A 21209-nucleotide genomic window follows, 5' to 3' on the forward strand; every position below is an offset into this window, starting at 1 on the left:
AGTGGATTCAGGACGAGTCCAGGTTGTTCAAACCTGGATGTCTGTCACTGATAATTGACCATTGCGATCGCCATAGGTAGAGACAATAATGGACAGGCTGGCCGCGCCGTCTAGAAAATCACCAGCCGATGATAGGCCGACTGCCTGATTCCATCCAGGTCATTTTGCGGCGGATATCGTCAATATTCCATCCGGTTAGCCGCGCCAGTGTCTGAGCCCGCTGCTCCATCCGCCCTCGCAGATTGCGTTGATAGCTGATACTAGCCGCGCATCTATCTGGGCCCGTATACGGATGGCGAATCACATAGCGCCCCTGATGCTGCTGGCGATTGGCTGTCTGCTGAAAGATCAAATCTTCAGGAAATTTATCGCGGGTATAGCGCACATGTAGCCGCGTAATAAACACATCGCTGCCGCCGCCTCCGGCTCGGCGACTCCCCTAATCTATTCTAGATTGTTGATCTATCCAAGTTACGCCTGCCTGTCTGAGTTCTTCAGGCGATAGCTGACCTGCCGCGCAAGGATCGCACTTACCCATATCCCACGCGTATTCCAAGAAAGCAACATTCCTACCTTCCTGACTATAGCTACGCTCAAACATAGCAGTATAGAACTCACCAAATTCATCTTGAACAAACAACGGCACGTCTACATCCGAAGGAATATTCACCGTGCGATAGTTAGTCAACTCCGTGCGCCCGGAAGGAGAAAGTAAATAGACCACTAAATCTTGCTCTGACTCGGCATTCATCATTCCTAGCCGAATCGGTAGCATAAACCGAGGTGACTGATAGGACATTTGCAACGGACGCAGTTTCTGCATACTGCTGCTGTCGAACTCTGCTAAATTCACCTTGGCAACAAAGAATTTCAGCCCTTGGCGAATGTAGGGTTGCAGCAAACGGCTTGCACCCCTAGGTAAGCGATAGTCGTTTTGCAGCATCCAGGTTTCTAGTCCGTTGGATTCTGTTGCACTCAAAATCAAAATGTCGTATTCGCCCACCGAAAAGCTAGACTCTATCGTCACGCCTAGCTCATCTGCCTCGCCTATGGCCGCTGCCGATGCAGGCGCAGATATCGCTCGCTGTAAGAATTCCGGTTCCTCTCTAACAGGCTCACAAGGATTGTCATCGAAATACTCTACTAGGCGCGGCGCACTAAAGGCATCTAAACGATCGAGAATAATCGGATCGGCCACCTTGACCTGCTCTTCGCTCAAGACGACGGGGACAGGCACAACCATAGCAAAATCTTCTACATCGCCTCGAAAATCATTCGCCATAGTCAGGACGGTGCGATCGCCCTCCTGAGCAATGGCCACCTGCGAAGTCTGATTGTACAAACTCGTATCTGCTCTGGTCACATAGAATCCGCAAAAGGCCAGCGCTGGCGAGGTAAACGCGAAAAAGAACACCAGCAACAAGGAACAAACTCGCGTTCCTACTGGCCACTTCCCAACCCACTTTCTAGCCAGCTCTGCTCGCCATTCAAACCGAGGCGCACGCCAAAGCCTATCGAGCAAAACCGTCAGCGGCGCTAAGGCGAACAGCGCCCAGAATACCGCCGTCGTTAGATAAAACTGATTTCGCAAGACAAAAGTCAGCAGTGCGATCGCCATCGCCCATACCAGCCGAGCCGACCGCGCGTTGGGAATCGAGCGCGGGTCAGTCACCATAAACAGGGCAAACAGCAGCAGCGAACCACTCATCATCCGATGCGCCCACACATCCCAAGTCCAGCCCAAATACAGATTTCTCAGCGCCTCCATCAGCGCATAGCTAGCGAGAAACATACCAGTCGTATCCCAGCGCCCCACACGCTTTAGCACCAGTCCCCCCGCGCCTAGAAAGATAAATCCGTACCATAGATCTTCCCCCCACTGCCCCGGCGACACCCAAGCATCTTGCGTTAGTACTAGGGCGGCAATAATGCCAAAATTTGCCGGATTGAAGAAATGTTTGTCCTGCGCTTTGAAGATGAACTTACTGGCGATCGCGCACCCAGCCGCCAGCGCCATCGTCCACACGTGATCCGTGCGTAGCAACAAACTGAGTCCCAGTGCTGTGATCAAAGGACTGCGCCAATTGAGTGTTGATCTAAACGCTGACCAGCTAAGCCGTTGTTGAGTAGACTGCGTCCGAAACCCTGTCCACTGGCCCAAGATAAATCCAGCCGCTGTTATCAGCCAGGACAGCAAAAGCTGAACGACAATAGCCGTCCCCACCGCTGCGCCAACCATTTCGGGTCGCAAAGACCAATCTCGTAATCCTATGCCCAAGCATAAAAACAAAGTGAGAAATATAATCTGATAGTCTCGGGCGTCTTTGAACATGCCGCGTTTTCCCGTGCAGTACCAACATCACGGTCAGTATCCACCCTGAGGCACTACCTGCTCACCTCAGTTACCGAATCTGTAACCGCATCATTATTTATCTCAATCTTTGGCGGCGATAGATATGCTAAATAAAGATCGAAACAACATCCGCCAACTCTATTTCTATGACCAACCTCAGCGTCAATCTCAACAAAGTTGCCATGCTACGCAACGCCCGCCCGCTTACGATTCCTAGCGTCGTCAAAATGGGCGAAATCAGCATTGCTGCCGGAGCTCACGGCCTCACCGTCCATCCTCGACCAGACGAACGCCACATCCGACGCACCGATGTATACGAGCTAGCCAATCTATTAAAAAATCATCCCACTATCGAATACAATATCGAAGGCAATCCGCTCGAATCTCCTTTCATGGATATCATTCGAGAAGTGAAGCCAGACCAATGCACCCTAGTCCCCGATGACCCAACTCAAAACACGTCAGACCACGGGTGGAACATCACTAATGATGGAGAAAAGCTAAAACCAATTATCGATGAGCTGAAGGCGCTAGGGTGTCGGGTGAGCCTATTTATGGATCCAGATTTAGAACAGATCAAGATCGTCCCACAGTTAGGTTGCGAGAGAATCGAGCTGTACACAGAGCCCTATGCCACTGCCTACCGAGAGGGTAAAGGCGAAGAAAGCTTTGAAATCTACAAAGCCGCCGCAGAGTGCGCTCAAGCTGTCGGCCTAGGCGTTAACGGCGGACATGATTTGAATTTGGAGAATTTACCCAAATTCAAAGAGATTCCGAATCTGTTAGAAGTCTCTATCGGACATGCGCTCACAGCCGATGCCTTAGAGATGGGATATGCCAACGCTGTCAGAGCCTATTTAGAGGCATTGAAGTAATGCTTTCTAGTCAGTGCTTTCTAGTATAGGTGGCATAATGAACGCAGACGCGATCGCCTGCTGGTACCCATGACTTTCACTCGACCTAATACCAAAAATGAGACAGCTCATCGGTTAGCCCGCCATGAGCTGCCCACGATGTACGATTTGCCGAGTGAGTTTCCTGAGGAGCCTGGTTTGCCAGACGTTTTTCACCATTCGCAGCCTGAGCTCTTAAGCCTATCTCTAGCGCTGTCAGACTACACCGATGAAGAGTATTTTGTCGGCACTGACCTAAACGTCTATTACGATCTAGATCGCCCGCTGTGGCACAAGCGTCCAGATTGGTTTGTAGCCGTGGGCGTGCCGCCTTTATACGAAGAGCGCGATATGCGGCTGAGCTACGTTACTTGGCAAGAGCCCGCTAATCCTTACCTAATCATCGAGCTGATTTCTCCTGGCACAGAAGATGAAGATTTGGGAAAAACTAGCTCACCGCCAGGATCGCCACCCACTAAATGGACTGTCTACGAACAAATCCTGAAAGTTCCTTACTATGTTGTCTTCAATCGCTACACAGATGAACTAAAGGTGTTTAAGCTCGAAGCCAGACAGTATAGAGAGCAAGCACTATCAAACAATCGCTTTTGGATACCAGAGTTAAAGATTGGGATAGGGCTCTGGCATGGAATTTATAGACAGGGAAATCTGAGGCTTTGGCTACGATGGTATGGTGAGAATGAAGATTGGCTGCTGACGGGCGCGGAAGGCGCTAAGCAAGAGGCTGAAGCGGAAAAGCAAAGAGCTGAAGTAGAACAGCAAAGAGCCAACGCTGCCGAAGCAAAACTTGCGGCGCTTCAAGTGCAACTGCGGAGACAGGGCATCGATCCTGACACACTACTCTAGTCAAATGCTCTACTGGCTAACCTCAATAGTTAGCTCCTTGCTCGTTCGATATTGCCCAGCCTTCGTTCGGTGTAAACGCTTGGTACAAAGATGGTTCAGCGTCATTTTACACAAACAGAATGGGAGCCTAGAGTTGGCTATTGCCGTGCCCTCCGCGCAGGTCAAACTATCTATCTTTCTGGCACAGCGCCGATTGCGGCAGACGGTAGTACCTTCGCGCCTGGGGACGCCTACGCCCAAGCCTGTCGCTGCTTTGAAATTATTGAAGACACGCTCGCCGCTATGGATTCAGGGCTACATCAGGTCGTTCGCACTCGCATATATAGCGGAGCGCGGATGCATTCGTGCTCTGCTATGGCACTTTGCGCTATGGAACAAGAGGTGTAGCCTCTAATGGTGTAGTAAGCAAAGTGCAGAAAGCTATATGTCACTGATATCGGTCAGTGGGAAGCGTTTGGCAAAGCGCATCAAGAATTCTTCAAAGAGCATCCTCCGGTGACAGCGATAGTGGAGGTGAAGGGATTGATCAATCCAGATATGCTAATCGAAGTCGAAGCGGAGGCTTTTGTTGGATGACTGATTGTAAGACCGCTATAGCAAGCCCTACAGCAAGCAAGAAATAGCCTGCACCATTCGAGCATTTTGCTCAGGCGTCCCCACTGTGATCCGTAGCTTGTCGTCTAGTCCCGGCTGATTGAAGTAGCGAATCATGATGCCTTTTGCCTTCAGCTTTGTTTGCAAAGACTGGGCTATGTCTTGTGGAGGCTTTACTAGCAAAAAATTAGTTGAGGAAGGCCATACCAAAAAACCCAGAGACCGTAACTCTGTTGCTAATTGTTCACGGGCAGCAACCACTTTTTGAACGGTTTCGTGCTTGTATGTCTGGTCGGCGATCGCAGCTTCTCCTAATTTCAACGCGATCACATCCACGTTATAGCTATCTTTTACCTTCAACAATCCTGCCAACAGCCCAGGTCGCGCGATCCCAAAGCCCAATCGCAATCCCGCCAACCCATAGCCTTTAGAAAGCGTCCGCAACAGCATCACGTTTTCAAACTCTCGCACGAGTTCTAAGTTCGCTCGGTCGGCATCTTTGCCAACAAAATCCACGTACGCTTCATCGATCAGCAGCACACCAGAGAGCCCGGCGGCAAGCCTACGAAGATCGCTGCGTGTCACCACATGGCCAGACGGACTGTTGGGCGTAGCGATTAATGTGACCGCTGCGTTGGTTTCTAAAAGCTGATCGATCGGCAAGCGCCAATCTGTTCCTTTTTGCTGATAGGGCACTTCAACAACAGCTGCAGGCTGAATCGCGGCTAGCGTGCGATAGAGCACGTAGGTTGGCATCGGATAGGCCAAAGACCTGACGTTGCCTTCTGAGCAGGCCCTAACCAGCAGCGTCAGCAGATCGTCACTGCCGTTGCCTGCGATTATCCAATCCGCCGGGATATCAAAAGTTTCACTGACTTTCTGGCGAAAGTCACTGGCTAAAGGATCTGGATATCGACGCAGCAGCTCAGCGCCAATGTTAGCTAGCGCCGCCATCACTGTAGGTGAAGGCGGGTAGGGGTTTTCGTTTGAGTTTAGCTTGAGAACGCCAGCGTCAAGCGCAGGCCATTCTCCAGGCGCGTAGCCTTCCATTGAAACAACAGCCGGACGAAACCAATTCATGCCTCTATTCAATTTCTGTTGTAAAAGGCAGGCGCATATACATATTGCTCGGATCGTTCAAGCGTTCTAGCAGCTTGAAGTCTTCTCGTAGTTTCAAGATTTGATCGGTTAGCGGATCTTTGTTCCACGGTAAACGAGTGATCATTTCTGCACCGAACAAACTATCGAGTAGCTGCTCTTCCAACGAAGGAAGACGAGGATATTCTTCTACTTTGAATTCTTCTATCTCGGCGGTTTCAGCAGCGAGTGCGATCGCATCATTTAATCCCCCTAGCTGATCGACTAGGTTCGCTCGAACGGCTTCTTCCCCGGCCCATACTCGGCCTTGAGCCACCTGAGCAACTCGCTCTAAAGAGATACCTCGTCCGTCCGCCACAATGCCCGTAAACCGATTGTAGAGCGTATCTACATAGTCCTGCTGCACTTTTAGCTCGGATTCTGTTTTAGGCCGACTCACCGTTTGCATGCCCGCTAGCTGCGCGGTTTTGACGCCGTCCCAGGTGATGCCGTTTTCGTTGGCAATTTCTTGAAAGTTCAACAGCAGTCCATACACGCCGATAGAGCCAGTAATCGTGGTAGGAGAAGCGAGAATCTTCGCGCCTGGGGCGGCAATCATGTATCCACCCGAGGCGGCGTAATCGCCCATTGAGACGATCAGCGGCTTTTCTTCTGCTAGCAGCCTCACTTCATCCGCGATGATTTCAGAGGCTGTCGCACTGCCGCCCGGACTATTCACCCGCAGCACCACTGCTTTGATGTCATCGTCTTCGCGCATATCTCGTAGCGTCGCAGACAGTCCTTCTGAGGTGATTGCACCCGGTATCGAGCCTTCGCCAACGATGATATCGCCTTGGGCATAGACTAGGGCGATCGCATCATCCTCACCAAAATCGCGGTCTCTAGCCACGGTGCGCGCATAGTCACTCAAAGTCACATTGGCAAATTCTGGCTCGTCCGCCTCGGCCCAGCTTTCTGCTGAAGCATCCTCGCTGGCCTCATCGGCCTCACCTGCCAGCTTTTTAAGCTCGCTTAGCATCTCGGTGTAAAAGCCTAGCCGATCGACTAACCCAGATTCGAGCGCCTGCTCCGGCTCAATCAAGCCCACTTGATCCGCGAAGGTCTGCATCTGGGCGGGCGTGACCTGCCGCTCATCGGTGACGGTATCTAGATAGTCTTGCCACAGGCTGGTGACTAATACTTCAGTCTGCTGCTTTTCTTCGGGGCTGCTTTGCGAGCGGATAAATGGCTCTACCGCCGACTTGTATCGACCAGCGCGAACCACCTGAACGCCAACGCCATATTTCTTCAGCGCATTTCCTAAAAACTGCGTCTCAGCGCGAAAGCCATTGATCTCTAGCAAGCCAACTGGCGCTAGCAACAAATCATCTGCTACCGAGCTCATGTAATAGTCGCGCTCTTGCAGCCCGGTGCTATAGGCCAAGATCGGCTTGCCCGATGCCTTGAAGTCCTTTAAAGCCGCACGTATTTCCCTGAGCGTAGCGAGCCCTTCTGTAGGCGTTCCAGTGAGGTAAATGCCTGAGATTCTGTCGTCTTCGGCAGCAGCATCAATCGCCTGCAGCGCATCGTACAAAGAGATCGAAGGCGACCCCCCATAAAAAGACTCATCAAACAGTCCGCCGCTTGCAGAGATAGCGCCATCGACAATATCCGTGCTTAGGTCAAAGACCAGCACCGAGCGATCTTCAATCTCTGCCTCTGGCTCAGATGAATTCGACACTAGTAGCACGCTCACTAGTCCAAACGCCCCTATTCCTAGCAGTAATACCAGGCTAAAGAGGCCCACCAAAGTTCCTACGGCACTAGCAGCCGCAATCTTAAAAAAATCTCGCATGGGTCGTCCGGCTCGCCAAAGACAGCAAATATATCGTTAGGTCTCAATTCAACCCGTTTCTATTGGGTCTAATAGTTTAAACCCATCGGCTCAATCTTAGCGAAACTAATCCAGTTGATTTAAACAACTCTTGCCTCGAACCCTCGCCTCAACTGTGACCAGTGTTCAGCCAAGGTCAATTCAGACAAGGGTTAGTTCAGACAAGGTTATCTTCACCACAGGCTATATCCGCACAGATACGAACCCGCATTCAGAACATCTATAATGGCCTGCTTGTAATCACTCCTGGCTGGCGCAGTGCCCGCAGCGACTCACTCCCCGTGCAGAATAGAACCGTCGTCAGCTCAGCAATCAGCGCCTCGCTTAGCTCTGCGAGTGCCGCCTCCGACTGACTTGCCGCCTGCAAGAACGGCAGCGCCATGCCGACCAAATCTGCCCCTAGTGCGATCGCCTTGGCCGCATCTAGTCCATTCCGCAGCCCGCCCGAAGCAATCAAAGGTACTGTAGCCTGTAATTCGCTCGAATCCGATGATATCCTCGTCTTAAATTCCGATCGAATACTGGTTAGGCACTCTGCCGTCGGAATACCCCAGTCGGCAAACGTATTACCTAGTCGCCGCTGCTTAGCGTCTTGGGCCCGTTCGCTTTCGACTCTGGCCCAAGACGTTCCGCCCGCGCCCGCTACATCGATAGCAGCAACGCCAGCGTCAATGAGTCGCCGGGCCATTGACGCCGAAATCCCGTTGCCCACTTCCTTGGCTACGACTGGCACTGGTAGCATCTTTGCGAGCCGCTCAATCTTAGTAAACAGCCCCTTGAAATTCACGTCGCCCTCAGTCTGCACTGCCTCTTGCAGCGGGTTTAGATGCAAGATTAGCGCGTCTGCTTCTAGCGCATCGACTGCTTTCTGGCACTGCTCTATGCCGTAGTCATAGTTCAACTGCACTGCGCCTAAGTTGGCAAATAGCAGGGCATCTGGCGCATACTGCCGCACCGAAAAGGTTGGCGTCAGCGCTGGATTTTCAACGGCTACCCGCTGCGAGCCGACGCCCATAGCCAGCCCAAACCGCTGCGCTGTTTTAGCTAACCGCTGGTTGATTATCTGGGCCTGCTCTGTGCCACCTGTCATGGAGGAAATCAACAGCGGCGTCGCGATCGCCTTGCCCAAAAACGTTGAGCCCAAATCAATCTCGTCCCGGTTCAGCTCTGGCAAACAGCAGTGCGTAAACCGATAGCGCTCAAAGCCATTGGTAATCCGGTGGCTTTGAACATCTTCGTCTAGGCAAATCCGTAGATGATCTGCTTTTCTTCCCTGAGTTTGCTGACTGACTGACTGACTGGTTGGTTGAACAGGCTGCTCGACCAGGGTGGGAGCATCGGCATTGACAGAAGATGAGCTCACGGGAAAAGGGCTAACGAAACGGTTTGGAGTATTTTAGGATGCTGCCACCCAGCCGCCGGGCGATCGCACATAACTTAATCCCATCCTCATGACCGGCTTAATTCCACTGCGTCCCGTCCGTCGATCGAGACTAGCAGCACCCGTACCGATTCATCGCTAGAGGTCGGCAGTTGCTTACCGACAAAGTCAGGATGGATAGGCACCTGGCGATGGCCTCTATCAATTAGCACCGCTAGGCGCACTGCCGCTGGCCTGCCATAGTCATGGACTGCGTTCAAGGCTGCTCGCACCGTCCGTCCGCTGTAGATGACATCGTCGACTAGCACCACCGTCTTATCGGTCAGATCAAAAGGGATTACTGTCTTTGCCGGAGCCCGTACGCCAATTTGGTCTAGATCATCTCGGTAGAAGGTGATATCTAGCGCGCCGACGGGTACCGCAACCTCTTCTAGCCGCGCGATCTGCTCCGTCAAGGCATTGGCCAGCGGCACCCCGCGAGTATGAATGCCTAGCAGCACCAGGCTGCTCAAATCGCCAGATCGCTCCACGATTTCTGAGGCCAAGCGGTTCAGTGTCCGGCGCAACTCTTCAGCAGATAAAATATCAACTACTTTCTGAGCCATCAGTTCCACCTTTAAAGATCAACAGCGTTGAGAAAAATCAGTTGCGAAAGTAACACTGAGTCCCTGAGAAAATAATCTCTAAAAACGGTTTTCTATAGGACTTCTACCGTAAGTCAATCATCGTATCAGCTTCTGATCAGTAGATAATATTTACCTACTTCATGGCGCATGTTTGAGGGTAATCACTCGAAAGTAATTAGCAGCATTAAAACGCCTAAGGTCAGTCCTAGTAGAAAGGCATAGCGGGTTAGTTTGAGCGCTTGTTTAATCACATCGACTGCGATCGCCCGATTCGGATTGCCTAGCAGCGGCTTGCGCTTGATTTGACCTCTATAGGTATTGTCACCACCCAGTTGAACGCCTAGGGCAGCGGCGTATGCACACTCGCTCCAGCCTGCGTTGGGGCTAGGGTCTGTCGGTGCATCTCGCCGACAGATCTGTAAAACCTGCCGCGATCGCCCCGACAGTAGCGCGACGGCTAGCACGCTAATGCGGCAGGGTAGCCAGGTCAAGCCGTCTTCTAACCGGGCGCTAAACCAGCCTAGATCGGTATAGGGAGCTTCTTTGTAGCCCACCATAGAGTCGAGCGTGCTGGCCGCCTTATAAGCCAGTGCCAGCGGCGCGCTAGCGCCTACCAAAGCACCCAGAATGGCAAAAAACAAAGGGGCTAGTACACCGTCAATGGCATTTTCGCTTACGGTTTCTAAAATGGCCCGATAGATCTCAGGGGCCGATAGCTGCTGCGTATCTCGCCCCACATACAGCGCTAGCCGCTGCCGCGCACTTTCGATGTCGCTGCTTTCTAACGGTGTCAAGACATCTGCTGCTGCCTGCCTGAGACTGCGCCCGGCAAAACAGCTCGCCAGCAAAACCACTTCGACTGCCCAGGCGATCGCTGGCCAGCCACTCGCCAATAGCCTTAGCCCCAGCCAGCTCAACCCGCCCGTTCCACCGATTACTAAAATAGCTAGCCCTACCCCCGCTAGCCGTAGCCCTAATAGCGACCAGCCCCGCTTCAAAATGGCTTTGGCATAGATATCGACGACTTTGCCGATAGCCTGTACAGGATGGGGCCAGCTCCAAGGATCGCCTACAACAAAGTCCAATCCGGCGGCGGCGATCAATAAGGCGGCCTGCCGGGTATGCCCCTCGGACGATCCAAGCAAAGAAGAACTAAACGAAAGAGAATTAGACAGCGGCAGATCAAACCCTAAAATCTGCAAATCAAACAGGCTCAGCGGCGGGCTCAATAGGAAAGCACTCACTTTAAAAGAACTCAAACAACAAAGCTAGCTCCCTCACCTTGAGCCGCTTGCCAGCTCCTAGCATCGTAATAAAGATCCTCTAGGCTAATGCTATGAAACGCCTCTTGAATCTTTTGATTGAGCCGATTCCACAGCATCGAAGTCACCCAGTCTTCAGCTTGAAGCGGCGTTGAACTCTTAGATCTGCCGGCTGTCATTGCGCTCGTCACTGCGGTCATAGCACTGGCTGATTCACCCACGGCTTCGAGGATCTGGCCGAGGGAGATCTGGGCAGCGGGTTTAGCCAGCCGATAGCCGCCTTGCGCGCCGCGTACAGAATTGATTAGGTGCGATCGCCTCAGCTCGATTAACAGCTTTTCTAGATAGGGGGCGGGTAACTGCTGTCGCTCGGCAATCTGCCGCACCGAAGAGAGCGACCCCACTGGCTGCAGGCTTAGATCCAGCATAGCTTTGACACTGTAATGGCCTCGGGTAGTCAGTTTCATCGGCATAGATCACATTAGAAAGACATACCCACAAGTCAAATCTTCAGAAGGCGTTTTATGACTAAAATCGGGTTTTCTATAAAGCAAGAAAGAGATGGTTTCTGCGACAGCTACAGGGTGTAGTTATTAGGATATTTTATCCCTTGATCGATAGGTTAGCTTTATCCTTTCATCGGTAGATACAGTGGGTTATTCGTAACATTTACACCCGCCTTAAAATATGGTTTCATAAGTAAGGTCAAAATTATAAGACTAAGAATCGATAAAAGCGAAACGTTGCTGCGGCCTATTCTACGAGAATCGTTTTCTTAGGTAGCTTTAAGCAGCAAATTTGGGAAAAGACCGCGTGCTTTTATGAGTGCAGCGGAGTTTATTACTTGCAATCTTCATTTATTCGCTTAGAGAGTCAGACACAGAGAATATGGTCAGCAATCCAGAGACAGAAGCGCTTACAGGGAAAGCACTGCTTAAAAAGGTAAAAGAACTAGAGCATCTATCAAGAGAAGAAAAAGCTAAAACCTGTGGTTACTACACAATTACAAAAAGTGGCGTAACCCGCGTGAACATGATGAAGTTTCTGAATGCGCTGATTGAAGCTGAAGGCATTCAAATTGACAGTACTCAGCCCGGAACAGGTAGAGGCGGACGCAGTGCTAGCTACCGCATTACTGTTCAATCTAACGGCAATTTGCTGATCGGCTCTGCCTATACCAAACAGATGGGATTGCAGCCCGGCGATGAGTTTGAAATTTCCCTGGGGCGCAAACACATCAAGCTAAAGCAGATTGGTCAATCGAACGATCATGACGATCATACAGATGGACCATACGATGAGAGCGACGAGTGATACTCATCTTTTAGAGGCTCGATCGATGCCTCACCGGGCGATACATAACTTGACGATGCATAAATGATGCATAAATAGGCTCTTGTGATACGGTTCAGACGAATAGAAAACTATTGCGCTCCTTTTACGGTTGCGCGCTTTGTTGAGTCTATTCGCCTTTAAAACGCCCTACCAAAAGTACCTACCTAACGTCTTTGCTATGAGCCTGCCGATTGTTTTAGAAATTGCGGTTGGACTGATCTTTATCTATCTGACCTTGAGCCTGGTTGCCAGTGAGATTCAAGAAATCCTTAGCGCCTTGTTTCAGTGGCGCGCCGAACATCTCAAGCGCTCGATCGAACAGCTTTTGGCAGGTGACAGCGTGCCGCATACTAAGAGTGCGCCGCCAGAGGACAATCGAGAGGCAGCTAGAGTCTTGGCAGATAAGCTCTATGGCAGTCCACTGATTGAAAATCTCAACTACGAGGCCCAGGGTAGAGGCGCTGCTATATTGCGCCGGATTTTGCATGGGGTGGGTGCTGCCTATCGCACGGTTACGTTTAGCCGCAATGTGTTTGGCGATCGCACCAGCGGCCCGTCTTATATTCCATCCGAAGCCTTTGCCACCAGCCTAATCGACCGCCTGAAGCTAAAAGACTTTCAGCAGATTCTGATGCGATCGCGTTTCAGCACCTTTTTAGAAGACGAAGTCATCGGCCCGCTGCACAACATCGTGAACGAGCTCCGCGCCCGCCTGCAAAAAGAAGACCTGATGGACGCCGAGCTCGTCTACTTCGAGCAGTCGGTCAATCAGATCGCCGTCGAACTCACGGCCCGTCGCCTCCCCCTCGATGCTGCCGTAGACCAGGTGCTCTACGAGCTGCAGGCATTTGAAACCAGGGCGGCCAATGCCTCTCTAGCCGATCTAGGCGCAAATGCTGAGATGATTCAGACGTTTCTCAGTCGAATTCGCTATCTGCGGATGGGTCTAAGCGGCCATGCCGAGACCAATGAGCTGCTGTTGGCCAAACTGCGTCCTAGCCTAGCCGACCTGACCGATTTGCTCAATCCTAATTCACCGACCTATGCTGAGCTAGTCGCCCTGGCCCAAAAGGAAGGCGGCGCGATCCGTAACGCCCTCGAAAAGCTACAGGAAGAAGTGATCCCGCCCCAGTTGCAAGAGAGTCTTGCTACCCTGGCAACTAGGGCTGAGACCAGAGTCGATGCCGTTGGCACAGAGCTGCAGCAACTGCAAACCGAAGTCGAAACCTGGTTTGACAACGGTATGGAAAGAGCAGCGGGCGTCTATCGGCGCAATGTCAAAGGGGTAGGGCTGATGGTGGGATTGGCGATCGCATTCATCCTCAACGCCGACACGCTCTACATGTTCAATCGGCTTAGCACCAACCAGGCCGTTCGCAGCAGCATCGTGCAAACCGCCGACCAGCTAGATATTGGCAGCCTTGAAAGTGCCGAAGCCCTAGCTGCAGAGCAAGGCATTGACGATCTATCCGACACCCTCGTCAGCGAGCTAAGAGGCGATCTGCGCTCGGTTGGCCTCGCCGTGGAAGAAAGCCTGGCCGACTATCCGCTGCCGATTGGCCGCACCCAGAAAATCTTTAGAGCGCAGCAAATTGCAGAAGACAGTTGGCCCGTTCCCGTGATTCCTCGCCGGCTAGTCGGCTGGGGAATTACGGCGCTGGCGCTATCGATGGGCGCTAGCTTTTGGTTCGATCTTCTACGCAAAGTCATGTCGGTGAGAGCGTCGGGCGAGAAGCCGAGAGAGTGACTCTGTCTGTTGTATCGCTTTCCCCACTTTGCTCACTACACCACGAAAGGCTACAGCTCTTGTCAGACAATGCAAAGTGCATAGCAGCGGTAGGAACCCGCGTCGCTTTGCGGCGCTAGGGAACGCCTACCAAGACAATTGCACGTAGGCTATAGCCTTCGGCATGGCTTCGCTAGTGCCTTCTCGTTCGCCTCTGGCGTTCTCGAAGAGTAGAGTATGCATCCGCGCATTGCTATAAATATAGCGTTCGCTACTCTGCTTTCGCACATCTTCTAGCGGTGAAACCCTTGCCGTACAAAGCAAATTGACGAACGCCATACAATAAAGATCAGCAAGTCATCACGGCCAACTCTATGACAGCCACTATTCCCTCGAATTTATTGAAATATGATCCGAATGATCTAGAGCGTCTTTTCAACCGTCTAGCGCAAAAAGTACTATCGGAAACTCGCTTGGAGTCATCCACTCAGCGCATCGCAATGCATCCGGCCTATCAGCAGATTATTGGATTAGGACAACCTGTGGTGCCCTTGCTATTAAGAGAAGTCGAAAGAAAATCGGGGCGGTGGTTTTGGGCTTTGAAGTCAATCACTAGAGAAGATCCAGTTCCTAAGGGCGATCGCGGCAAGACTAAGAAAATGACTGATGCTTGGTTAGCTTGGGGAAAGCAGCAAGGCTATCAATGGTAGGCAACAGCGATTGGAATGCTTACGCCAAAGAGCACTTAGAGCAACAATTTCCTGAGTTAGCCGACGAAGGCTACACCATGACGAGTCCAGATACCATCGACTATAACTGCGTTGCTTGGGCAGTTGAGATAGAAGAAGAATGGTGGTGGCCAGATGCGATGGGTCAAGAATACTGGCCCGAAGGTGTTCTGCGAGAAGAAACGCTATCGGCTTTTGTTGCTGCGTTTGAAACTGTTGGCTATGAGATATGTGATAGCTCATCAAGGGAAGCTGGCTTTCTAAAAATCGCTATCTACGGTGATGCCTATCAGACACCAAAGCACGTCGCCAGACAGTTAGCGAATGGCGAATGGACAAGCAAGATTGGCCAATACGAAGACATTCGCCATAAAACCTTGAAAGCTCTAACGGGCCACCTCTGTCTTGGTAGGCATTCCCTAGCGCCATACGACGACGCGGGGTCCTACCGCTCCAGAGAGGATTGACTTCAGGCGGTGCGGTTAGCCAGGCAGAGGCTGCTTCTGTCTAGTCAGGCGAGGGACTCACTCAGGCGATGCGCTCACGCTTACTCGCTTGGTCAAAATCGCCATGACTTCATTCGGCTTGCCCATTGCGATCGCCCGGCTCCAGTCATTCGGCCCAGCGTAGCCCAGCTTGTGCAGTAGTAAAATGGTGCTGTGTACAGCGCTCGGTGGGCCGAGCAGCAGATGGCGAACCTGCCCCTGCGGTAGTGACAACGTGGATGAAGGAATGACGGCTGACGGGGAAGTGCTCGCAGCCGAAGCAGTGGACGCATGGGCGTCCTGGTTAGAAGGGATAAACATGAGTGTCTGGTCTCCGAATTAAGACAAGTGAACTAGGAAACCAGAACTTCTAACATTGGGCCACATCGTTTACCACAACAATACTGGCGAATATCTATAGACTGTCTCGGCGATGTGGCGTAACTTTATACGAATGCATCCGCATAAAGTTGTTGACCTCAGCGACGCCGCAAAGTGTAGTGCAAATCGGAGCGCTAAGGTACAGTGACCCTTAAGCTCGCAGACTGCCTGATTCAGTTTGTCAGCCTAGCCGTCGGTGGGTGCGGGAACACCTACCGATGGCGCTTGAGTCAAGTGAGTTCTGAAAAATAGGCGTGATAGGCATCACACCTTAGCTATTGAAGGTAGGCTGATTTTTGCGATGAGTCAAGTGCGGTGAGTCGAAGACTGTTCCAAGCTATTCTGATTGGCAACGGAACAGAATAGAAACTATGTGGATTCAAAAAATCATGCAAGAGTTGCAAAAGATTCCTGAAGATAAGCTAGCCGAAATCTACGACCTGATTCACGACTTTCGTTTGGGGCTGGACAAAGAACCTCAGCAACCTAGAAAACCAGGTCTCATTGAAGGCTCTGTGGATGACGCCTTTTTTGAGCCTCTGCCTGAAGAAGAGCTTCGACTGTGGGAGTGAAATGCATTCTAAAGGCTTTCCCTAAATGTGCAGATGGGAATGGCGCTGGCATAAAGCGGAATTGATGCAGACTGCGACTGATAAAGTACAGTTGATGACTGAACGATTGCAGAGTGCGACTGAGCAAGTCCCGTTGGTGACTCAACGATTCCCCTATGGTGCGGAAAGGTTCCCGAGTGCGACTGAGCAGGTCCCGTTGGTGACTGAGAGAAATTTGGTCAAGCTGACTGCCCGAGATGCTTGTGAGCTAACACTTTCAGCAGCACCGCCCGAAGTAAATCCCCTCCGGGGAGGGGTGGCCGTAGGCCGGGGTGGGTCCGGCAACGCGCGTCATACACCGGACCCACCTCCCCCTTCGGGTACTCCTCCCTGGGAGGAGAGTTGTCCCGGCGATGTGATTGAGGTTTCCTACTCGAAGGGGCGCTATGCATCAGCCGATGTTGTGCCGTCGTCCATTGTCAATAGCCGCCGCTCTAGCATCTCCCATTCACTGCGAGAAACGCGGATTGCAGCCTCCTTGCACTGAATCAGTAGCTCGTTAACATAGAGATAGTTTTGAAGCGCCTTTGATTCTTTGTAGGAGAAACTAACATCATCAGCGCTAAGCTCTAACGCTTCTAGCCAAATACGCTGAAGCTGATCTGCCCATACTCGCCATGCTTCGGATAAATCATCAACAGCAGGCAGGCGACTTTTATAGGCTGAAAGGTCACCTGCAATTAGATTGAAGACTCGAGTATTTAAAGAATGATGACTTTGGCGCTGGCTTTGGCGCTGGCTTTGGCGCTGGCTTTGGCGCTGTCGATGGCGATAGCTTTGTCGATGGCGATAGCTCTGTCGATAGCGCTGTCGATGGCTCTAGCTCTGGCGATGTCAATGGCCCTGGCTCTGTCGCTGTTGCTGTCGATGGCTCTGTCGCTGTCGCTGTCGCTGTCGATGGCTCTGGTTCTGGCGATGTCGATGGAGATCGCAAGCATAGCCGCTCGTTGAGACAATTCCGAAGACCCCGCATTATTCACTGCCGCCCATATCACCAACTTCTGAAGCCTTGGATACGGAGCAATATAAGCTCGCGTCTTCCAATCAATTGCTGTAAAAAGCTGAATCGATCGGTTCGACATCAAACCAGACACTAGCAAGAAGACCTCACGCCATCTCTCATCTGTCAGATGCTCGTCAACCAACTCTCTCTCTTTCTGCTCTTCTACGATATGTAGCGCTGTCAAGTATTCCTGAAGGGTCAAATGAGAGAACGAGTAGGCATCCGTTGCCCGCTCCACCAAGATGCCTTGCTGTACTTCAATAGCTGTCAAAACCTCATCAGCATTCAGATACCCTGGCGCATCCAGCGTGTCCGATAGAAACACCGCAATTCTCTCAGTCACAACAGCTTTAGAGAAAAAGAGCTGGTCTTGTACAAAGCTGTCGTAGGCAATCTTTGCCAGCATCAGCTTCTCTAACTCTGGATGAAAGCCTTCATAGATTGGGTCTGGCTTCAAACGCTTTTGAGCAGACCATTCATGCAAAATGATATTCAGTGCCCGTTCGTAAAGCACACTGCGCTTGCTCGGCAGCGTCTGTTCCCGATCATAAACCAAACACAGAAACGTCAGCAACAGCGGCGTCTGAGCCAGCTCTTTTGCCGCCTCGTGTTTGTCTTCAAACAGTAGCTCGCGATACTTATCAGCCGTCCCCAAATCTTCATCTTCTGCGGACCCAAACCACCGATCGATAAACTGCTTAATCTGTTCATCATCAAATTCGGCAATCGTCACATCCGTGAATCGACGAAAGCTACTGCGATAGGCCGCAATTCGACAAGACGACACAAAGCGATTATTGTCGTACCTATCGACAAAATCCTCAATCTGTTCAATCACATGATCGAGATTCTGCGAAGCGACCTCATCTAATCCATCGAACAGCACCAACAGCTTCCCCTGCTCCAAAGCAGACTCCACCAAAGCTTCAGCCGCCGGAAACTTGTACTTGTCAAATTCTTGAACAATCCTCTGTTTGATATCAATCTGCTCTTCTCGAAACTTCCTGAGTTCTAGAAATACAGGGATACACTCCTGATGAATCTGACCGTCTTTCTTCAGCGCTTCTAAACCAACCTTTCGTAAAAAAGTAGACTTACCAATACCCGGTCCGCCCAGCACCATCAGAAACTGCTTGGCGTTAGCAACGTCCATACCCTTGAGTCGTTTCGCCTCGCTGGCCCCAAAGCTTCGTCGCCCCTGAGTCCGATACCCATCCTCTAGCTCTTCTAATCCAACGAAAGCCCGACGGCTCTCATCATCCAGCAGATTGACAGTTGTGTAGATCTTCTCTAGATCTAGAGGCTCTTTCATCAGCCCCGGCATGATCTTTATCTTGCACTGCCATTTGATGTAGTTCTCTATGTACGCATCAGAGGCTTCAATGACGCACTGTGCATGTTGAGTTTCGCTATAGGCACCCCTAATCTCCTTCGCCGCATACTTTCCTGCATTGATAGCCTGGTCAAATACAGAAACAGCAATACCGCCAATCGCACTTTCAAATAGAGGCATGAGCGTTCCTTCTTAAGCGTTACTGGTACTTCGGCAAAGTGAATAACACTAGAGAGTAGCATATGTTCTAAATTAGTCCTCAAATCATGATACAAACGTATTGAGACACCATTTCTGAAAGGGTCGGTTCAGCCAGCACTTCTCTACAGGTAGCCCTGCTTATGCTTGCTTCCACAGCAAGGCCGTCAGTTTTATCTTCTGATACGGTTGGCCAAACGTCTAGCTATAGAACTTGTGCTGAGTACTTTGCCGGGATTGGCCTGGTGCGGCTAGGTCTAGAAAGAGCAGGCTGGAACATCATTTTCGCCAATGACTGGGCGCGTGAGAAGTTTGATATGTACGCTGCCTATTTCCAGGAAGCTGAGGATCACTACACTCTCGAAAATGTGTTCGATCTCTGCCAGGCGAATGTCCCGCCCTCTCTACTGGCAACAGCCTCTTTCCCCTGCATCGATCTTTCCTTAGCAGGCAATCAAAACGGCCTGAGTGGTCATCACTCAAGCGCTTTCTGGGGGTTCATTGAAGCTCTCAAGCGTCAACAAAGCAGACCGCCTTTAGTGATGCTTGAGAACGTCGGTGGCTGGTTGACATCAAATCAGGGGAAAGACTTTCGGCTCACGATAGAAGCACTTAACCGACTTGGCTATGCTTGCGATGTCTTTGCTGTAGACGCAGCTCGTTTCGTGCCGCAGAGCAGACTGAGGGTGTTTGTAGTGGGTGTACAAACTGCTGAGCCTAGTGATGACTTGCTGACACTGGCGCGAAGGCCAACGTCTCTAAAGACAAAATCGTTAGACCGAGCGATCGCTTCTAACCAAGACCTGCTGTGGAACTTTTTGAACATTCCTCCACTGCCTGATGGACTAGCGAGGCCGCTAGATAGCATTGTTGAAGATATATCAGAAGTCGATGAGCGATGGTGGGCAGCTTCAGAAGTAGAGCGTCATCTACAGATGATGAGTGCTATCAACATCGCTCATATTGACGAACTACAACAACGCTGTGGCTATTCCTATCGCACGATGTATCGCCGTGTTCGTAGCGGCCAGCAGCGAGCAGAACTTCGCAAGGACAATATCGCCGGATGCCTACGGACAGCGCGAGGCGGAAGCAGTCGCCAAATGCTAGTCAGAGTAGGACCTGACGGTATTAGAATGCGGATGATGACCCCACGAGAATATGCACGGCTCCAAGGGGTTCCAGACGACTATCCTCTACCGAAGAACATAAACCAGGCGCTGACAGGCTTCGGCGATGCTGTATGCGTTCCCGTGGTTACCTGGATAGGCGAGAACATATTGAACCCTCTGGCTGCTACGCTTCTATAGCTTTTGTCACTTGACTGAGGTACAGCTTTCAGGCTGAAAGCATTGTGTTCTAACGGGTCAAATGACGCGCCTGTACCGAATGCATCCGGTACAGGCTATACCGGCTCAATCAAAGCGCCATTCCTGATCTCCATCAGCTTAGTACCCTGTGACACGACAAATCTGTAAGTGACAGAACGTCGAAATCGCTGACGAGACGCAGCGCGATAATTCTCTTGAAGCTCTGGTAGCCACCTATCAAAAGTCGCTATCAGCTCACTACGTTCTACAAGCCAAACCTCGACATCTTTGTAGGTGCTGCTTCTAACCACGAATAGGTGATCGACTGCGCGTTCGTTTTGGAGCTTCTCTAGCCCTCGATTGCGATGATATTGATACTCAAAACTGTTGCCGATGAGCGCTGACTTGACTTCGAAGTTTTCTAAGTCAGCACCATCACCAGGGCTAGCGCGATCGCCCATCAGAATAGCGGCAAAGACCTCCCAGTCCTTAGAGCCAACGCTACCCTGTAACGTGAAGCCATACTGTTCATAGATGGCTGACTTATCCTGGCTGTAGTCAAGGATGAACTGTTTATAGAATGAATAAGCTGCTGAAGGGTTGATGCGAAACACAGACACTCTAGGAAAGTCTAAGCGTTAGTATAAGCAGTGCCTGTCTCCTGCACACAACTCTCCTAATATCGAGCTTTTTCGCTGGATGACTGAATACTTCAGTGCAATTTTCTAGCGTAGCTCAATGACGCCAACTACTTGGACTTCGAGTACTATCCAACGTGCTGATGCAGGTCTGACGGTCTCTTCAAGCAACGCTCACAGTCAAACTTCTCGTCCACTCCGCGTTTCCAACTTCGCCCCGCATCAGCGCTGAGACTTGGAATGCCTGATCCACTCTGGGAAATTCGATGACTTCACCACTAGGCCAGACTTCAACCTCTACGAGTTCTTCCTCGCTAGGGTAGAAATTAGTGAGGACTCCGTTAATCCGCTTAGCAAACTGTAAGCTGCTGATCGGCCATAGGCTTCTCATCCCTGTACTGAAGACGACTTCTAGCTGGCCATCTTTCACACGAGCCGAGACTGCTTTAACCGCGTTCTGCATCAATCTGTCTCCATTACTGTTACTTCAGCAAAGTGAATGACACTAGAGAGT

Annotated in this window: 22 protein-coding genes and 1 pseudogene; 10 read left to right on the forward strand and 13 right to left on the reverse strand. The window is 51.2% G+C overall.

The genetic code is table 11. The features are described 5' to 3' along the window. Positions 1-118: 118 nt before the first annotated feature. Positions 119-406, reverse strand: a complete 288-nt coding sequence (locus IQ256_RS30395; RefSeq protein WP_370623437.1) for a hypothetical protein — start codon at positions 404-406, stop codon at positions 119-121. 33 nt (positions 407-439) lie between these two features. Then, positions 440-2332, reverse strand: coding sequence for a DUF2330 domain-containing protein (locus IQ256_RS30400; protein ID WP_370623438.1), 1893 nt, complete (start codon positions 2330-2332; stop codon positions 440-442). Positions 2333-2499: 167 nt separating this feature from the next. Between IQ256_RS30400 and IQ256_RS13180 the strand changes: the two genes are divergently transcribed. The 3 genes and pseudogenes from IQ256_RS13180 to IQ256_RS30055 all read left to right on the forward strand — a co-directional run bounded on the left by IQ256_RS13180 (position 2500) and on the right by IQ256_RS30055 (position 4689). After that, positions 2500-3228 carry a pyridoxine 5'-phosphate synthase gene (locus IQ256_RS13180; protein WP_193856006.1) on the forward strand — a complete coding sequence of 243 codons (729 nt, stop codon included), beginning with the start codon at positions 2500-2502 and terminating at the stop codon, positions 3226-3228. 69 nt (positions 3229-3297) lie between these two features. Continuing rightward, positions 3298-4113, forward strand: a complete 816-nt coding sequence (locus IQ256_RS13185) for a Uma2 family endonuclease (RefSeq protein WP_193856007.1) — start codon at positions 3298-3300, stop codon at positions 4111-4113. 90 nt (positions 4114-4203) lie between these two features. After that, a pseudogene (locus IQ256_RS30055) lies at positions 4204-4689 on the forward strand (Rid family hydrolase). Positions 4690-4716: 27 nt separating this feature from the next. On the opposite strand, the gene hisC reads toward IQ256_RS30055, so the two are convergent. From hisC to IQ256_RS13225, 6 genes are all read right to left on the reverse strand, one after another. Further along, on the reverse strand, positions 4717-5787 hold the full coding sequence (gene hisC, locus IQ256_RS13200) for a histidinol-phosphate transaminase (RefSeq protein ID WP_193856008.1): 1071 nt from the start codon (positions 5785-5787) through the stop codon (positions 4717-4719). 4 nt (positions 5788-5791) lie between these two features. Next, positions 5792-7639 carry a signal peptide peptidase SppA gene (gene sppA / locus IQ256_RS13205; protein WP_193856009.1) on the reverse strand — a complete coding sequence of 616 codons (1848 nt, stop codon included), beginning with the start codon at positions 7637-7639 and terminating at the stop codon, positions 5792-5794. A gap of 259 nt (positions 7640-7898) precedes the next feature. Then, entirely contained in the window at positions 7899-9041 is a 1143-nt protein-coding gene (gene fni / locus IQ256_RS13210) for a type 2 isopentenyl-diphosphate Delta-isomerase (RefSeq protein ID WP_370623439.1), read from the reverse strand. Positions 9042-9127: 86 nt separating this feature from the next. Further along, positions 9128-9664 carry a bifunctional pyr operon transcriptional regulator/uracil phosphoribosyltransferase PyrR gene (gene pyrR, locus IQ256_RS13215; protein ID WP_193856010.1) on the reverse strand — a complete coding sequence of 179 codons (537 nt, stop codon included), beginning with the start codon at positions 9662-9664 and terminating at the stop codon, positions 9128-9130. Between the two features lie 182 nt (positions 9665-9846). Further along, the gene (gene cbiB / locus IQ256_RS13220; protein WP_370623440.1) at positions 9847-10929 is read right to left on the reverse strand and encodes an adenosylcobinamide-phosphate synthase CbiB; all 1083 of its coding nucleotides are present in this window, start codon (positions 10927-10929) and stop codon (positions 9847-9849) included. Positions 10930-10940: 11 nt separating this feature from the next. Then, positions 10941-11414 (reverse strand): Rrf2 family transcriptional regulator, encoded by a 474-nt coding sequence (locus IQ256_RS13225; RefSeq protein WP_193856011.1) that lies wholly within the window; start codon positions 11412-11414, stop codon positions 10941-10943. 421 nt (positions 11415-11835) lie between these two features. Here IQ256_RS13225 and IQ256_RS13230 point away from each other — a divergent pair, with 421 nt between their 5' ends. After that, positions 11836-12261 carry an AbrB family transcriptional regulator gene (locus IQ256_RS13230; RefSeq protein ID WP_193856012.1) on the forward strand — a complete coding sequence of 142 codons (426 nt, stop codon included), beginning with the start codon at positions 11836-11838 and terminating at the stop codon, positions 12259-12261. A 139-nt stretch (positions 12262-12400) separates the two neighbouring features. Beyond that, positions 12401-14029, forward strand: coding sequence for a hypothetical protein (locus IQ256_RS13235; protein ID WP_193856013.1), 1629 nt, complete (start codon positions 12401-12403; stop codon positions 14027-14029). Positions 14030-14155: 126 nt separating this feature from the next. Here the strand turns inward: IQ256_RS13235 and IQ256_RS13240 are convergent, their stop codons facing one another. Beyond that, positions 14156-14347 (reverse strand): hypothetical protein, encoded by a 192-nt coding sequence (locus IQ256_RS13240; RefSeq protein WP_193856014.1) that lies wholly within the window; start codon positions 14345-14347, stop codon positions 14156-14158. A 35-nt stretch (positions 14348-14382) separates the two neighbouring features. Between IQ256_RS13240 and IQ256_RS13245 the strand changes: the two genes are divergently transcribed. Together IQ256_RS13245 and IQ256_RS13250 are read left to right on the forward strand one after the other, a co-directional pair. Continuing rightward, a complete protein-coding gene (locus tag IQ256_RS13245; RefSeq protein WP_193856015.1) occupies positions 14383-14718 on the forward strand; it encodes a hypothetical protein in 336 nt (111 codons plus the stop codon). Continuing rightward, on the forward strand, positions 14712-15203 hold the full coding sequence (locus IQ256_RS13250) for a hypothetical protein (protein WP_193856016.1): 492 nt from the start codon (positions 14712-14714) through the stop codon (positions 15201-15203). Before IQ256_RS13245 ends, IQ256_RS13250 begins: the two co-directional genes overlap by 7 nt. A gap of 57 nt (positions 15204-15260) precedes the next feature. On the opposite strand, the gene IQ256_RS13255 is transcribed toward IQ256_RS13250, so the two are convergent. Then, positions 15261-15542: a hypothetical protein gene (locus IQ256_RS13255; RefSeq protein WP_193856017.1), complete on the reverse strand. Its 282-nt coding sequence runs from the start codon at positions 15540-15542 to the stop codon at positions 15261-15263. Positions 15543-15973: 431 nt separating this feature from the next. On the opposite strand from IQ256_RS13255, the gene IQ256_RS13260 reads away from it, so the two are divergent. Together IQ256_RS13260 and IQ256_RS13265 are read left to right on the forward strand one after the other, a co-directional pair. Next, on the forward strand, positions 15974-16174 hold the full coding sequence (locus IQ256_RS13260) for a hypothetical protein (protein WP_193856018.1): 201 nt from the start codon (positions 15974-15976) through the stop codon (positions 16172-16174). A gap of 94 nt (positions 16175-16268) precedes the next feature. After that, on the forward strand, positions 16269-16700 hold the full coding sequence (locus tag IQ256_RS13265) for a hypothetical protein (RefSeq protein ID WP_228024846.1): 432 nt from the start codon (positions 16269-16271) through the stop codon (positions 16698-16700). A gap of 214 nt (positions 16701-16914) precedes the next feature. On the opposite strand, the gene IQ256_RS13270 is transcribed toward IQ256_RS13265, so the two are convergent. Continuing rightward, positions 16915-18729 (reverse strand): NACHT domain-containing NTPase, encoded by a 1815-nt coding sequence (locus IQ256_RS13270; protein ID WP_193856020.1) that lies wholly within the window; start codon positions 18727-18729, stop codon positions 16915-16917. Positions 18730-18890: 161 nt separating this feature from the next. Here IQ256_RS13270 and IQ256_RS13275 point away from each other — a divergent pair, with 161 nt between their 5' ends. Further along, a complete protein-coding gene (locus tag IQ256_RS13275) occupies positions 18891-20057 on the forward strand; it encodes a DNA cytosine methyltransferase (RefSeq protein ID WP_193856021.1) in 1167 nt (388 codons plus the stop codon). A gap of 95 nt (positions 20058-20152) precedes the next feature. Here IQ256_RS13275 and IQ256_RS13280 read toward each other — a convergent pair whose 3' ends face one another. Further along, the gene (locus IQ256_RS13280) at positions 20153-20677 is read right to left on the reverse strand and encodes a hypothetical protein (protein WP_228024847.1); all 525 of its coding nucleotides are present in this window, start codon (positions 20675-20677) and stop codon (positions 20153-20155) included. A gap of 181 nt (positions 20678-20858) precedes the next feature. Then, on the reverse strand, positions 20859-21158 hold the full coding sequence (locus IQ256_RS13285) for a hypothetical protein (RefSeq protein WP_193856022.1): 300 nt from the start codon (positions 21156-21158) through the stop codon (positions 20859-20861). Positions 21159-21209 lie beyond the last annotated feature (51 nt).

The sequence above is a fragment of the cf. Phormidesmis sp. LEGE 11477 genome (assembly GCF_015207105.1).
GTDB lineage: Bacteria > Cyanobacteriota > Cyanobacteriia > Phormidesmidales > Phormidesmidaceae > Phormidesmis.

Coding starts and splice junctions, on each gene's coding strand:
- IQ256_RS30400 (WP_370623438.1), bottom strand. CDS start 2,332: ATGTTCAAAGACGCCCGAGACTATCAGATTATATTTCTCACTTTGTTT.
- IQ256_RS13180 (WP_193856006.1), top strand. CDS start 2,500: ATGACCAACCTCAGCGTCAATCTCAACAAAGTTGCCATGCTACGCAAC.
- IQ256_RS13185 (WP_193856007.1), top strand. CDS start 3,298: ATGACTTTCACTCGACCTAATACCAAAAATGAGACAGCTCATCGGTTA.
- hisC (WP_193856008.1), bottom strand. CDS start 5,787: ATGAATTGGTTTCGTCCGGCTGTTGTTTCAATGGAAGGCTACGCGCCT.
- sppA (WP_193856009.1), bottom strand. CDS start 7,639: ATGCGAGATTTTTTTAAGATTGCGGCTGCTAGTGCCGTAGGAACTTTG.
- pyrR (WP_193856010.1), bottom strand. CDS start 9,664: ATGGCTCAGAAAGTAGTTGATATTTTATCTGCTGAAGAGTTGCGCCGG.
- IQ256_RS13225 (WP_193856011.1), bottom strand. CDS start 11,414: ATGAAACTGACTACCCGAGGCCATTACAGTGTCAAAGCTATGCTGGAT.
- IQ256_RS13230 (WP_193856012.1), top strand. CDS start 11,836: ATGGTCAGCAATCCAGAGACAGAAGCGCTTACAGGGAAAGCACTGCTT.
- IQ256_RS13240 (WP_193856014.1), bottom strand. CDS start 14,347: ATGGCGTTCGTCAATTTGCTTTGTACGGCAAGGGTTTCACCGCTAGAA.
- IQ256_RS13245 (WP_193856015.1), top strand. CDS start 14,383: ATGACAGCCACTATTCCCTCGAATTTATTGAAATATGATCCGAATGAT.
- IQ256_RS13250 (WP_193856016.1), top strand. CDS start 14,712: ATGGTAGGCAACAGCGATTGGAATGCTTACGCCAAAGAGCACTTAGAG.
- IQ256_RS13255 (WP_193856017.1), bottom strand. CDS start 15,542: ATGTTTATCCCTTCTAACCAGGACGCCCATGCGTCCACTGCTTCGGCT.
- IQ256_RS13260 (WP_193856018.1), top strand. CDS start 15,974: ATGTGGATTCAAAAAATCATGCAAGAGTTGCAAAAGATTCCTGAAGAT.
- IQ256_RS13265 (WP_228024846.1), top strand. CDS start 16,269: ATGACTGAACGATTGCAGAGTGCGACTGAGCAAGTCCCGTTGGTGACT.
- IQ256_RS13270 (WP_193856020.1), bottom strand. CDS start 18,729: ATGCCTCTATTTGAAAGTGCGATTGGCGGTATTGCTGTTTCTGTATTT.
- IQ256_RS13275 (WP_193856021.1), top strand. CDS start 18,891: ATGCTTGCTTCCACAGCAAGGCCGTCAGTTTTATCTTCTGATACGGTT.
- IQ256_RS13285 (WP_193856022.1), bottom strand. CDS start 21,158: ATGCAGAACGCGGTTAAAGCAGTCTCGGCTCGTGTGAAAGATGGCCAG.